16 protein-coding genes are annotated in these 13,409 nt (G+C 62.8%); 14 read left to right on the top strand and 2 right to left on the bottom strand.

Annotated features, from left to right (window positions below):
- The first annotated feature begins 584 nt into the window (after positions 1 to 584).
- From N0K08_RS15670 to N0K08_RS15605, 14 genes are all read left to right on the top strand, one after another.
- Complete coding sequence (locus N0K08_RS15670; protein ID WP_261501323.1) at positions 585 to 1,172, top strand: A24 family peptidase; 588 nt, start codon at positions 585 to 587, stop codon at positions 1,170 to 1,172.
- A 29-nt stretch (positions 1,173 to 1,201) separates the two neighbouring features.
- The gene (gene cpaB, locus N0K08_RS15665) at positions 1,202 to 2,053 is read left to right on the top strand and encodes a Flp pilus assembly protein CpaB (protein ID WP_261501322.1); all 852 of its coding nucleotides are present in this window, start codon (positions 1,202 to 1,204) and stop codon (positions 2,051 to 2,053) included.
- 67 nt (positions 2,054 to 2,120) lie between these two features.
- Positions 2,121 to 3,695, top strand: a complete 1,575-nt coding sequence (locus N0K08_RS15660; RefSeq protein ID WP_261501542.1) for a type II and III secretion system protein family protein — start codon at positions 2,121 to 2,123, stop codon at positions 3,693 to 3,695.
- A gap of 14 nt (positions 3,696 to 3,709) precedes the next feature.
- Positions 3,710 to 4,018 (top strand): hypothetical protein, encoded by a 309-nt coding sequence (locus N0K08_RS15655; RefSeq protein WP_261501321.1) that lies wholly within the window; start codon positions 3,710 to 3,712, stop codon positions 4,016 to 4,018.
- Between the two features lie 168 nt (positions 4,019 to 4,186).
- Positions 4,187 to 4,402 (top strand): Flp family type IVb pilin, encoded by a 216-nt coding sequence (locus N0K08_RS15650; protein ID WP_261501320.1) that lies wholly within the window; start codon positions 4,187 to 4,189, stop codon positions 4,400 to 4,402.
- Between the two features lie 40 nt (positions 4,403 to 4,442).
- Entirely contained in the window at positions 4,443 to 4,655 is a 213-nt protein-coding gene (locus N0K08_RS15645; RefSeq protein ID WP_261501319.1) for a Flp family type IVb pilin, read from the top strand.
- A gap of 120 nt (positions 4,656 to 4,775) precedes the next feature.
- On the top strand, positions 4,776 to 6,002 hold the full coding sequence (locus N0K08_RS15640) for a pilus assembly protein TadG-related protein (protein WP_261501318.1): 1,227 nt from the start codon (positions 4,776 to 4,778) through the stop codon (positions 6,000 to 6,002).
- Between the two features lie 4 nt (positions 6,003 to 6,006).
- Positions 6,007 to 6,444, top strand: coding sequence for a TadE/TadG family type IV pilus assembly protein (locus N0K08_RS15635; protein ID WP_261501317.1), 438 nt, complete (start codon positions 6,007 to 6,009; stop codon positions 6,442 to 6,444).
- A complete protein-coding gene (locus N0K08_RS15630) occupies positions 6,441 to 6,890 on the top strand; it encodes a TadE/TadG family type IV pilus assembly protein (protein ID WP_261501316.1) in 450 nt (149 codons plus the stop codon). The genes N0K08_RS15635 and N0K08_RS15630 overlap by 4 nt, the downstream gene beginning before the upstream one ends.
- Before the next feature lie 15 nt (positions 6,891 to 6,905).
- On the top strand, positions 6,906 to 8,066 hold the full coding sequence (locus N0K08_RS15625; RefSeq protein WP_261501315.1) for an AAA family ATPase: 1,161 nt from the start codon (positions 6,906 to 6,908) through the stop codon (positions 8,064 to 8,066).
- A gap of 26 nt (positions 8,067 to 8,092) precedes the next feature.
- Complete coding sequence (locus N0K08_RS15620) at positions 8,093 to 9,511, top strand: CpaF family protein (protein WP_261501314.1); 1,419 nt, start codon at positions 8,093 to 8,095, stop codon at positions 9,509 to 9,511.
- 21 nt (positions 9,512 to 9,532) lie between these two features.
- Positions 9,533 to 10,522 (top strand): type II secretion system F family protein, encoded by a 990-nt coding sequence (locus N0K08_RS15615; protein WP_261501313.1) that lies wholly within the window; start codon positions 9,533 to 9,535, stop codon positions 10,520 to 10,522.
- A gap of 28 nt (positions 10,523 to 10,550) precedes the next feature.
- A complete protein-coding gene (locus N0K08_RS15610) occupies positions 10,551 to 11,462 on the top strand; it encodes a type II secretion system F family protein (RefSeq protein ID WP_261501312.1) in 912 nt (303 codons plus the stop codon).
- A 124-nt stretch (positions 11,463 to 11,586) separates the two neighbouring features.
- Positions 11,587 to 11,871 carry a PsiF family protein gene (locus tag N0K08_RS15605; protein ID WP_261501311.1) on the top strand — a complete coding sequence of 95 codons (285 nt, stop codon included), beginning with the start codon at positions 11,587 to 11,589 and terminating at the stop codon, positions 11,869 to 11,871.
- A 50-nt stretch (positions 11,872 to 11,921) separates the two neighbouring features.
- Here N0K08_RS15605 and N0K08_RS15600 read toward each other — a convergent pair whose 3' ends face one another.
- Both N0K08_RS15600 and soxZ read right to left on the bottom strand, forming a co-directional pair.
- Entirely contained in the window at positions 11,922 to 12,872 is a 951-nt protein-coding gene (locus tag N0K08_RS15600; protein ID WP_261501310.1) for a DNA/RNA non-specific endonuclease, read from the bottom strand.
- A 53-nt stretch (positions 12,873 to 12,925) separates the two neighbouring features.
- On the bottom strand, positions 12,926 to 13,255 hold the full coding sequence (soxZ, locus tag N0K08_RS15595; RefSeq protein WP_261501309.1) for a thiosulfate oxidation carrier complex protein SoxZ: 330 nt from the start codon (positions 13,253 to 13,255) through the stop codon (positions 12,926 to 12,928).
- Positions 13,256 to 13,409: the final 154 nt, after the last annotated feature.

Here is a 13,409-nt window from a genome sequence, read left to right as displayed (position 1 = left end):
CCAGCTCCTTGGAAAATTCCGGTAACCACTGGTAGCCAATCCGCCTGCGATGCGCACTCGCGCTACCCGATAGGCCATTGCTACCAAGCCTGTGGCGTGAGGCGCCGAGGCTATTTTTGCCGTCCTGTTCGCTGCAAAACAGGGCCGGAAATATCCATTGCTCATAGATGGTCAATCGAGAAAATCCCCCGTCAACGGACTGATTTACGTTTTCGATGTTTCGCCCGGAAAGCACCCGTGGAAGCGCTATCGCCTACCTGATTTATGAGCACCATTGTGAGATCTGGTATGGATTTTTGGGGGCGCTTGTGGCAACGCGAATCGCAAGCGAAGCAGGCGGATTTTTTTCCCGCCTGGGGATACTTGCGCGAAATCTGCTTGACAAACAAAAACAGCGGAATAGGATTTTTTCTAAATAAAACAACTTGCAATTATTGATAGAAATTATCTATTTTGTTGCATGTTGAAACTGCAAATCAAAGCGTGTGAATACAGCACCGATGGTTGCAAGGCGGCAAGCCAGCCGCATGGCATCGTCGACGCTGCACACGCGGCCCGTTGGGCAGAACGATTGGAGGTTGGCCGTGGAACTTTCAGAACTCCGAGCCGCAGCCGAGCTGGTGGGAACGCTTTTTGCCGAACCGCGCTCGCTGACCCTGCTTTCGCTTTTGCTGGCAGCTGCCATCTGCGATCTGCGCACCCGCCGCATCCCCAATTGGCTGACTTTTGGTGGCACCACCGCGGCCTTGCTTTACAGCCTGGTGGCCCCCGCGCACAGCGGCGGTCTGCTGTGGGCGCTGGGCGGGCTGGGCATAGGGCTGGCACTCATGCTGCCGCTGTACCTGCTGCGCGCCATGGGGGCCGGCGACGTCAAGCTGATGGCCATGGCCGGCAGCTTCATCGGTCCTCAAGGCGCCTGGGAGGCCGTGATCTTCGTCTTCATCGTGGGCGGCCTGCTGGCCGTGGTCTATGCGCTGTGGCACCGCGTGATGGGCAAGCTGCTGCGCAACACGGAGCAGACGGTGCAACTTTTCTTCATGACGGTCGCCGCGGGCATGCGCCCCGACGCCCGTGCTAGCACGGCGCAGTCGATAGGCAGTTTGCCTTACGGCGTCAGCATCGCCCTGGGGACCGCGGCGTTCCTGGTGGCCCGGCAGTTCACTTGGGTGTAACACGTACAACGACTTCTCAGGGAGTTCCCATGAAAAACATCAAAGCTCTGGGTCTGTTCGTCCTGGCTGCGCTCGTCAGCCTGGCAGCAGCGGTTTACGCGGCGAGTTGGGTCGCAGGGCGGGGCAGCATGGACACCGACAAGGTGGTCGTCGCGGCTACCGACATTCCGCTGGGCAGCAAAATCATTCCCACCATGCTGAGTACCTCGGACTGGCCGCGCGGCTCGGTTCCTGAAGGTGCCTTCAAGGATATACAGCGGCTGCAGGATCGCGTCGTCAAGGTCAGCGTCCTGCGCGGCGAAGCCGTGCTCGAGGGCAAGCTGGCCCCCGAGGGGACCAAGGGCGGGCTGGCCGCCATCATCGCTCCGGGCAAGCGGGCCATGTCGGTGCGCGTCAACGATGTCGTCGGCGTCGCGGGCTTTGCCCTTCCCGGCAACTACGTGGACGTACTGGTCAATGCCGAGCAGGAGCAGGGCGGCAAGCCGCAGGAGAAGCGCCAGATCAGCATGACCGTGCTGGAAAACGTGCTGGTCCTGGCCGTGGCGCAGGAAGCGGGCCGTGACGAGACCAAGCCCAAGGTCGTCAGCGCCGTCACGCTGGAACTCAGCCCCGGAGATGCCGAGAAGCTGGACCTGGCACGCAGCGTAGGCAGTCTGTCGCTGGTGCTGCGCAACCAGATCGACAAGGACGCGGTGACTACGGCCGGCATCACCAAGAACCAGCTGTTTGGCACCGCCGAACCAGCCCCTGCAAGCGCACCGGTCAAGGTCGCAGCAGCTGCCAAGCCGGCAGTGCAGCGCGCCCGGCCCGCTTCTCAGCCCTCGGCAGCCACTTGCGTCGAGGTCATCCAGGGCGGATCCCGCAGCTTCAGCTGCTTCTGATTCTCGAACAACCAACAACTCAGAGAGGCCGGCCGTGCATAACCATCACCTGTACAAGGCAGCTTATTTGCTGCTAGCCAGCGCCGTCCCGGCCCTGGCCGCCGACGCCCCGCCTGCGGCTGCTCCTACCAAGGCAAGCACCACGGCCGTGGCGACTCCCGCTGCAACGCGCAGCGCAATGCCCGCCAGGCATTGCACGGCCATACGCATGGAAGACCCCGCCACCGTCACGCTGGGCAAGTCCGTCGTCATCCCGTTGAGCGCTCCCATGGCGCGTATTCTGGTCAGTGGGCAGACGCCAGGATCCGCACAGGCGGGTGCGCCCCTACCGACGGGTGGCCAGGCCCAGGCGCAGGTGCCGGTACAGGACGGCATAGGCGATATCGAAGTGCAGTTGCTCAGCCCCCGGGACCTGTTCTTTCGCGGCCGCAAGTCCGGTGCGATGAACGTCATCCTGCAGAACGCCCAGGGTACCTGCTTCATCAAGGATGTGGTCGTCACCATCGACCCGGGCCCGCTGCAGGCCAAACTCAGCGAACTCATGCCCGAGGAGCGCGGCATCCGTGTACAAGGCGCCGACAACGCCTTGGTGCTCAGCGGTGAAATCAGCAATCCGCTGCGTCTGGATGACGTGATGATGCTGGCCAGCGCCTACAACGACAACAAGAAGATCGTCAACTTGATGCGCAGCACTTCGCCCCATCAGGTGATGCTGGAAGTGAAGATCGCTGAAGTCAGCAAGACCCTGCTCGACAAGCTCGGCGCCAGCATCAATGCCCAGCGCATCAGCAGCGGCGGCATGAACACCTCTTCCATCATCTCCAACTTCCTGAGCAATGGTGGCGGGCTGCTGAGCGCCATGCGCATAGGCAGGGGCATGCTCAGCATCGACGGCCAGAAGGACGACGGCCTGGTACGCATTCTGGCCGAACCCAACATCATGGCCATCAGCGGCCAGCAGGCCAGCTTTCTTTCGGGTGGCAAGATCTTCATTCCCGTGGCGCAGACCAATACCAACGGCATACCGGTAATGACGCTGGAGGAAAAGGAGTTCGGTATCGGCGTCAAGTTCACGCCCACCGTACTGGGCAACTCGCGCGTCAACCTCAAACTGGTGTCCGAAGTGTCCGACCTGTCGCAGACCGGCTCGCCCTTCACTTCGATCAACGGCGTCACTTCCATCATTCCTTCGTTCACCGTGCGGCGCGCGGACACCACGGTGCAGCTCAATGACGGACAAAGCCTGGTGATCGCCGGCCTCATCAAGAACAACATCACCGAAGCCGTCAAGCGCTTTCCGGGGCTGGGCGAAATACCCGTGCTCGGCGCGCTGGCGCGCAGCACCGAGTTCCAGACCGACCAGACCGAGCTGATGTTCGTCATCACTCCACGCCTGGTGCAGGCACTGGCCGAAGCACCGCGCGTACCCACCGACAACCATGTGGCGCCTTCGCGCGGCGAGGTGTACTTCAACGGCGCACTCGAAAGCTCCAAACCTGCGCCCGCAGCGCCGGCACCGCAGCCTGCTGTGATGCCAGCGACGACAGCACCCGTTCCAGCCGCAGTGCCCACACCGCTGCAGCCCATGCCGCCCGTCGAGACTCCGGTCGACCGCGTTGATCCACAGAATCCACCCTCATGAAACGGAGGTCCGCCATGATCACTCGCACCCTCTGGCTTCCCCTGGCCGCCACCGCGTTGCTGGCCGGCTGCGGCAGCATGACCCCTCACTACGACGCCCGTTTTGGCGAAGCGGTGCGAAATGCCCGCATGCAAATGACCATCAACCCCGATGCAGGCACGGCCGTGGGCTTGGGCGCGGATGGCGCCACCGGCATGGACGGCCGGGCCACGCGCCACACCATGGAGCGCTATGAGCAAAGCTACAAGAGCCCGCCACAGGCGGTCAATGTCATCAATATCGGCGGCTCGCTGAACAACAACAGCAGCAGCGGAGCGCCATAGCCCGTGAAATTTCCGCCCACAGGCTTGCCTATTCAGTGGATTGAGTTTGAAAGCGAAAGGAGTCCAGACCGCATACCGGCCTTGCACGCCATCAGCCGCCGGCTCGGCAAACCGGCATGCAGCACATGCACATGTTTCCGGCCTTTCATTCACTTTTGAGGTGTCATCATGACCAATATCGCTCAACAATTTGGTAATTCCCTGCAGTCCTTTTTCGAGGACGAGGAAGGTGCGCAAATCATCGAATACGCACTGATCATCGCTGTCGTGTCCCTGGCGTTGATCGTGGCACTCAAGGCACTCACGGCTTCCGGCGGTGGATTCAGCACTTTCATCACCAAGGTCACGACCTGCCTGAGCACTCCAGCGAGCTGCGCGCAATAACGCCGCCCGAGTCTCTCAAAGCATATGGAAGGAGAGCTCCATGCTCCGACTTTCTCAATGGCAGAGCCAGCTGCGCCACTTCATGCAGGACGAGGAAGGCGCACAGATCATCGAGTATGCATTGATCATCGCCGTCGTGTCCTTGGCATTGATCGTGGCGCTCAAGGCGCTCACGGATAGCGGCGGTGGATTCAGCACTTGGATGACCAAGGTGAGTACCTGCCTTTCGACGCCCGCTAGCTGCGTGCAGTAGCAGGTTTTCCTGCGGCCCCGGCATGGCAGCGTTGCTGCCATGCCGCCTCCGGCAGACCTGTGTTTGTTGTGTCTTGTACTACGAGAAAACACCATGAGCACCCGAATTCTTGCCCCGACCTTGGCGCAGCGCGCTGGAGGAAACGGCCGTCGCCATCCAAGACGCCAGCAGTTCGGGGCCTTCATCATTACCCTGGCCTTGGCGTTGTTGTTCCTGCTGGGGTTCATGGGTATCGCGCTGGATTTTGGCCGGCTGTTCGTCGTCAAGTCCGAGTTGCAGACCGCCATGGACAGTTGCGCCCTGGCGGCAGCGCGCGAGCTCAACGGACAGACTGACGCCATCGTTCGCGCCCGGAGCGCGGGCATGGTGGCCGGCAACGGCAACCGCGCCAATCTGCAATCCGCCACCTGGAGCGGGCAGGGGCAACTCACCGCCACCGACATTACCTTCCGCGATCTGAATTACGTCGCCACCACATCGGGCAGTCAGGCCCGGTATGCCGAATGCCAGTTCACCATGAACGGCATCAAGCTTTGGCTGTTGCAGGCCATGGGGGCTTTTACGGGCGACAGCGTCACCTGGCCCAGTACGGGCGCCGTCGGCGCGCGCGCGGTGGCCACGCGGGCTGTTGCACAAAGCGCCTGCCCGATTCCCGTGCAACTGAAGCAAGCCAAGTTCGCTACCCTGAACAAGGGCGACTGGGTCGTTGTTCTGGATAAATCAGGAGCCAGCGGCAGCGATTTTGGCTGGGCCAACCTGGATGGAAGCACCAGTGCAACCGAAACATGGGCAGAAATGGAAGGCAAGTACTGCAGCACCAAGCTGGGCGATCCCATTGGCACCGCTGGCGTGAAAGCCTCGGTCTTCGAGTACTGGAATCATCGCTTTGGCATCTACAAAAACAATGCCGGAACGCCAGCCAATGACCCGAGTGCGGGCCGCCCGGATTTCACGGGCTATAGCTACAACGCCGTGTCCACGCCCAGCAGGCCCACCGCCAACTGGCTTGCCGGGCGCGATGCATACGCTGACTTCAGGGCGCAACGCCAGGTCTTTGCACCTTGCGGCCCCAACTGTCCTGCCCAAGGCAGTGAAGTCGCGCTAGGGGCTGGCCAACTCCAAGTTTATGGCGCTGACCGCCGCCTGGTACTGCTGCCGGTGGTCAGTGCCGGCGGCACCGTGGTGGATTTCGCCTGCATGCTGATGCTGCAGCCCATAGCCACGCCGGTCAAGGACGACATCCAGCTCGAATTCCGTGGCCACGCAGGCGAACCCGACAGCCCTTGCACCACCACCGGCCTGCCGGGCGGCACGATCGGCCCGCTGGTACCCACGTTAGTGAGGTGAGCACATGCGCAAACACCGTGAACAAATGGGAGCGGCGCTGATCGAGTTGGCGCTGATCATCCCCTTGATGCTCTTGCTGAGCCTGATCGTCATCGAGTTCGGCCGTGCGCTGTACGAGTACAACACGGTGACCAAGTCGGTACGCGATGCGGTCCGCTATCTGTCGGCACAGACACCCAACACCTTGTGCGGCAACGCGCAGAACCTGGTGGTCTACGGCAGCACAGTCGCCGGCAGCACGCCGCTGGCGCCGGGGCTCAAGACCAACGCCGTCAGTTGCAGCTGGCAGGCTGTTGGAGCCTCTCCGCTGATAAATACCGTCACTGTCACGGTGACCGGCTACCGCTTTCAATCGATGGTGAACGGAGTGTTCGGCACGCCACTGACCAATGGCGGCATTACCTTTGGCGCCATCTCCGCAACGATGAGGACACAGACATGAAACACCTCACACAGCGCGGCGCCATGATCATCGAGTTTGCCTTGGGATTGCTCATCTTCCTGATGTTCTTCCTGGGCATCGTGGATTTCAGCCGCATGCTTTACACCTGGGGGGCTGCCAGCGAGGCCACGCGGGCTGGCGCGCGTTATGCCGTGGTGTGCGACGACCAGACGCGGCAAGCCAACGTGCTTGCCTACATGCAGGCACGCCTGCCACAGATCAGCGCGGTGGACATTGCCTGGGTCCCGAGTGGCTGCACCACGAGCAGCTGCCAAGGGGTGACAGTGAGCATTCCCGCAGGGGGGCTGAAGTTCCAGTGGATTGCGCCCATCGTGGGTTCCGGCCTGCGGGCCGCCATCGATGTGCCCCAGTTTTCCACCACCTTGCCGCGCGAAATCATGCACCAGGATCCCGTCGTCAATGCCAGTTCGGAGTGCAATTCCTGACCAGCGAGAATTCTCATGAAAATCGCCATCATTTCCCCCAACCCAGCCCACCTCCAGGAGATGGCCCATGCGCTGCAGGAGCACTCGCATCAGGTGCAGACCTTCGAGGGCGGCAAGACGCGCATGCCGACCATTGCCGAGCAGGAGCGGCCGGATCTGATGCTGGTCGACGGCATGTGCTGCGATCCTGCCGATCTGGCGCCGGTGGAATACGTGACCACCCACTACACGCGCACGGCCGTAGTGCTCTTGTGTGCCCAGCAGACCCCCGAGTTCCTGCTGCAGTCCATGCGGGCGGGCGTACGCGAAGTACTGAATTCGCCCGCGTCGCCGCAGTCCCTGGTGGATGCCGTGCGGCGCATCGGCGCCAAATTGCAGGACAGCACGGCCGAGCGCCCCAAGGGCCGGATCATGGCCTTTCTGTCCTGCAAGGGCGGCAGCGGCGCCACCTTTTTGACGACCAATCTGGGCTGGATGCTGGCGCGCAACCACTCGGTGCTGATCATGGACCTGAATCTGCAGTTCGGTGATGCGCTGGGCTATCTGCACGAAGGCAAGCCCGCGTCGACCCTGGCCGATGTGGCGCGCGACATCCGCAGGCTGGATGCCTCCTTTCTCACGGCCAGCACGGTCAAGGTCACGCCCCGCCTGCATGTGCTGGCGGCGCCTGAAGATGCCATGCATGCCATGGAGGTGGATCCATTGCATGTGGACGCCATCTTGCAACTGGCCGCCGCGCACTATGAGTTCGTGTTGCTGGACATGGGGCGCGTTCTGGACCCGCTGGCCCTGCGCGTGCTGGACAGGGCCCAGATCATCGCGCCAGTGCTGCTGCCCAATGTGCCTGCCGTGCGCAATGCGCAAAAGCTGTTGCGCATGTTTCGCGATCTGGGCTATTCGGAAAGCCGCCTGCATCCGGTCTTGAACCGGGTGGACAGGCGCAGTGAAATCGGCTTGCCTGAGGTGAGCAAGACGCTGGGACTGGCCCAGCAATGGCACAGCATTTCCGAAGCCACCCATGAAGTGCAGGCCGCCATCAACGCGGGAGTGCCGCTGGCCGAATCCAGCCGCGGCAGCACCGTGGTGCGCGAACTGACGGCATGGGCCGATGTGCTGTCACCCCAGGCCCATGAAGAAGGCAGTGGCATTTTGACCCGGCTCTTTCGCCGGGCCTGAGCACCGCTGCATTGAAGGAGATGGTCATGTCACTCAGAGACTTGCTCGCCACGCCCGCGACCCGCGGTTCCAAGCCTGTGCTGCAGGCAGTCCCCGAACCAGAGGACAGGCCTATCGCTGCCGCGGCGGAGACGCCGCCAACGCCGGCCGCGCCGCTTTACGGCCACTCCGCCGCCTATCTGGCGCTCAGAGGCCGCATCCATGCCAAGCTGCTGGAACGCTTTGATCTGGCTGTGCTGGGGTCCTTGTCGACCCAGACGCTGCAGCAGGAAATCGCGACCATGACCGAGCGCCTGCTGGAGGAGGACCCCGAGGCCATCAACGATCTGGAGCGCAAGCTGCTGATCCGGGACATCCAGCATGAGATGCTGGGCTTCGGCCCTCTCGAGCTGCTGATGGCCGACCCGGCGGTATCGGACATTCTGGTCAATCGCCACGACCAGATCTATGTGGAGCGCCATGGCCGGCTGGAGCTCACGCCCGTGGTCTTCACCGACGAGAAGCACCTGCTGCGCATCATCGACAAGATCGTCTCGCGCATAGGCCGGCGCATCGATGAATCCAGCCCCATGGTCGATGCGCGACTGCCCGATGGCTCGCGGGTGAATGCCGTGATTCCACCGGTGGCGCTGGACGGCCCCATGATGTCGATCCGGCGCTTTGCGCGCACGCCGCTGCGCATGGAGAACCTGATCGATGATCTCAAGAGCCTGACGCCGGGCATGGCCCTGGTGCTGGAGGCGCTGGCCAAGGCCAAGGTGAACATGGTCATCTCCGGCGGCACGGGCGCCGGCAAGACGACGCTGCTCAACATCCTCTCGGGCTTTATCCCCGCGGCGGAACGTGTGGTCACCATCGAGGATGCGGCCGAACTGCAGCTGCAGCAGCCGCATGTGGTGCGCATGGAGACACGTCCGCCCAACATCGAAGGCCGCGGCGAGATCACCCAGCGCTCACTGGTGCGCAATGCCCTGCGCATGCGGCCGGACCGCATCATCATCGGTGAGGTGCGTGGTGCCGAGGCCGTGGATATGCTGCAGGCCATGAACACCGGGCATGAAGGTTCGTTGACGACGATCCATGCGAACACGCCCCGCGATTCGCTCGCACGGCTCGAGAACATGGTCGGCATGGCGGGCATGAATCTGCCGCACCAGGCCGCGCGCCAGCAGATTGCGTCCGCCATCACGGTGATCGTGCAGGTGCTGCGGCTGACGGACGGAAAACGCAAGATCACCAGCATCCAGGAGATCACGGGCATGGAGGGCGACATCGTCACCATGCAGGAGATCTTCGCCTTCACCCAGACAGGCGTCGGCAAGGAGGGGGATGTGCAAGGGTACTTCCACGCCACGGGCGTGCGGCCCAAGTTCGTAGACCGATTCCTGGGGCAGGGCATCGTGCTGCCGGAATCGGTCTTCGATCCCGAGCGGCACTATCAGTGATCAGCAGAAGAGGGAGTCGCCATGTCGTCCTTTTTTTCATCCCATTCGATCTTCGTGATCATCGTACTGGTGTTTGCGGCCGTATTTCTGCTGCTGGAAGCACTGCGCATGCTGTGGAAGCAATACAAGGGTCCCGAGGCAAAGCGGCTTGCACGCCGTCTGCAGGCGTTGTCCGCAGCCCATGACCTGAGCACACCGACACATCTGGTCAAGGAGCGCGTGCTCAGCGATATACCCAAGCTGCAGCGCGCGCTGCAGCGCATGCCGCGCGCCTACCGACTCGATCGCCTGATGGTGCAGTCCGGCCTGGACTGGACGGTCTCGGGCCTGCTGCTCGCTTGCACGATACTGTTTGCTGTTGGCGTTCTGGGGGGGCTCATGTTGCGACAGCCCGTGGTGCTGGCCATTGCGGTGGGCGTCGCGCTGGGTGCATTGCCGTGGCTGTACCTGCAGCGCAAGCGAAATCGGCGCCTGGCGCGGATGGAGCGCCAACTCCCCGAAGCGCTGGATCTGATCACCCGTGCGCTGCGCGCAGGCCATGCTTTTTCCTCAGGCTTGCAGATGGCGGGGGAGGAGTTGTCCGAGCCCATCGCCGGCGAGCTGCGCCTGGTGCACGACGAGATCAACTACGGTACTTCGCTGGCACAGGCCTTGACCAACCTGAGTGAACGCGTGCCCATCACCGACCTGCGCTACTTTGTCGTGGCGGTGCTCATACAGCGTGAATCCGGCGGCAATCTCACGGAAATGCTGGGCAATCTGAGTCGCCTGATTCGCGAGCGCCTCAAGCTCCACGACAGGGTGCGCGTGCTTTCTTCCGAAGGGCGATTGTCGGCCTGGATTCTGGGTCTCATGCCGTTCGGACTGGTGGCATTGCTCAATTTTCTGAACCCGGAATTCATGTCCTCGCTGTGGACCGACCCCATGGGCATCACGATCCTGCAATGGCTGGTGGTACTGATGGTGGTCGGCGTGCTGCTGCTGCGCCACATTGTCCGTATCCGGGTATGACGTATGTCTTGAACGCAAGGAGCTCGCCATGCTGATCTTCGCTCTGCTTACTTTCACCGCCGTCATGCTGGCCGCATGCGCCTTGTTCTTCTGGGTGACGCCGACCGCCACGGAACAACGCCTGCAGGCATTGACGCCCAGTTCCCCGGACAGAGGCTGGACAGAAACCGTGGTCAAACTGGTAGGCCCGTTCGCCCACTTTTCATCGCCCACCGCGGGCATGGACGCCACGCCTTTGCGCCTGCGCTTTCTGAACGCCGGCATCCGCCATGAGAGTGCGCCGCTGCTGTACTTCGGGGCCAAGACGCTGCTGCCCGTGGCCACGGCGGCGGCCGTGTATTCGCTCATGCTGGCTGCGGGAATCACGGACAGCACCGAACTCTTGTTGTCCACGGTGGTGGCAGCGCTGGTGGCCTGCTATCTGCCCAATCTGGGGCTGCGCTGGATGGCAGCGCGCCGCAAACGCGAGATCTTCGAGAACTTTCCCGATGCCGCCGATCTGCTGCTGGTGTGCGTGGAAGCCGGCATGGGATTGGATGCCGCCTTGGGCAAGGTGACCGAGGAAATCCGCATCAAGAGCGAGGCCCTGGCGGAAGAGCTTCACTGGACCAATCTGGAAATGCGTGCCGGTAGCCCGCGCGAGAAATCCTTGCACAGCCTGGCCGCGCGCACGGGCGTGGAGGAGGTCCACAGCTTCGCCGCCATGCTGACGCAGGCGGACCGGTTCGGCACCAGCATCGGCGACTCGCTGCGCGTGTTCTCGGACGACCTGCGCCACAAGAGGCAAATGCGCGCCGAGGAACTCGCCGCCAAGATTCCCACCAAGATGCTGCTGCCCCTGGTGCTGTGCATCTTCCCGGCCATCGTGATGGTCGTGCTGGGGCCCGCGGTGATCCGCATCGTGCGGATGGTGCTGCCCATGATTGCCGGTTACAGCTGAAGTGCGCGGCACTGCATCTTTTCGGCCAATTTGGAGGCCGGCGTGTCGCGTAAATTGCCCGAAGAACCTTGACCTGTGGTGCAATGCAATGGCGCTGGCCGTCAGCGTACTTCGGGGTACTTTCATGCAGAAACTCGTCGGAAAATTCATCGCCATCGCCGCTTTGACTCTGGCTGCCAACGCCAGCTTCGCGGCGGACAAACAGCCCACCCCCCAGCAGAAATTGATGGGCACCTGCAATACCGAAGCCACGGGCAAGAAAGGTGATGAGCGCAAGGCCTTCATGAAGGACTGCCTGTCGGACGGCAAGAAGCTGCAGCAGGAGCGCATGAAATCCTGCAACACCGAAGCCACGGGCAAGAAAGGCGATGACCGCAAGGCCTTCATGAGCCAGTGCCTGAAGAAATAAGCCAGCCGATTGCCTGATGCTTGGCCCCAGGGGGCTGAGCGCCCTGGCGCTCAGAGCGGCAGGAACCGTATGCCGCTGCGGCGCACCAGTTCGTCGTAGCTGATGGGCGCGCTGGCGCGGGTACCGGCCGCATTGGCCTGCCAGTAGGCCCAGCTCTTGCCGCTGCTGGCGTCATACACCAGCTTGAACAAATGGCTGGGCACCTGGACCTTGCCAGGGCCGATGGTCTTGGTCGGGCCGGAAAATACCGGTCCGGTGAACACATAGACATCGCCTTGCGCCCGCTGCGCGTACTTGCGCGTGTCCTGCTCGATCTGGCTCCAGGGCCCGGCGTTGTGCGACTGGTTCTGCGGCACCATGTTCGCCAGGCTGAAGCTCTGGGCCATGGCTTCGGCATTGGACATGTCGCCCGCCGGAGCCATGTGGCCGCGGGAATAGCCAGAACCCTGGTAGTCGCTCAGCTCGGCCCGCTCGGCGCGCGGCAGACGCGCGTCGGCAAAGAACTTGTCGGTGCGCTGCAGGCCCTTGGCTTGGGTGATGCTCGCGCGGCTCAGGCGTTCGGCCACGAACACCGGCGTCTTGTGGCTGCCGCTGTGCAGCACGGCAAAGCTGCCGTAGCACAGCTCGCGCAGACCGGTGGCCTGGGGCACGATGGGCGGCGTGCCTTGTGGGAAATGCTGGCGGCACTGCGAAAACCGGGTGGCCGTGCTGCTGCCGGGGCTGCTGGCCGGGACGGTGCTGGCGCTGGTGACCGTGCCGGGATGGGGCCGGGTGGCATGCAGCAAGGCCGTGAGGCCTGACAGCGAGGCCAGCACGGGTGCCACGGCCTTGGCCAGGCCCAGGTCATTCCAGTTCGGGTTGAGCCCGCAACTGCCCAGCTGGAAACTCAGCGCCGCGGAAGACGCGAGGCCCAGCCAGAACCGGCGGCGGTTGGAGGTGTTCTTCTTGGAGGCGGGGGAGGCGCTCTTGCGCTTGCTGGCTGTACGGGGGCTCTTCGTCATCTGCGGGGATGTTAACCCCCAAACTTCATGCTCCAGAGCAAAAGCGCCGCGGTTCAGCTGCTGACTTGTAAGGCCTTGTTCGCCGTGAGCGTCAGGCCCTCGTCATCGCGCCAGAGCATTTTCAGTTCCCCCGACTGGCGGGCCATGAAAGTGAATTCCAGGAACGGGTTTTGCGCAATCGCGGTCTCGGGCGACCAGGTGAACAGCAGGTCATTGTCCAGCCGGGCTTCGAAGCGGGTGACGATGTTGCGCGCAATCGGCTGGCCCTTGGCGTCCATGCGCAGGCCGCTTTCCATGCGGTGCTCGATTTGGGCGCGCACGCGCACGACGTCGCCGGCTTTGGGCGCGGCGTTGCTGATCCAGATACGGGGTGGTTTTTGCATCTTCAGTCCTTAGAACGTGTTTACGATCTTTTTCGGGGTGCGTTGCCCCCTCCTGGCGGTTCAGGCAAGGCGCACGCCGCAGGATGCACTGGTGTGCATCGAGGACGGGCAACGCAGCATGGGCCGTCAGGAGGGGGTAACCCGAAGGGCATGC

Origin of the sequence: Acidovorax bellezanensis (assembly GCF_025421555.1) — a bacterium.
GTDB lineage: Bacteria > Pseudomonadota > Gammaproteobacteria > Burkholderiales > Burkholderiaceae_C > Comamonas > Comamonas bellezanensis.
Note: the sequence above shows the minus strand (reverse complement) of the source record. Positions and strands in the feature narration are given on the sequence as shown.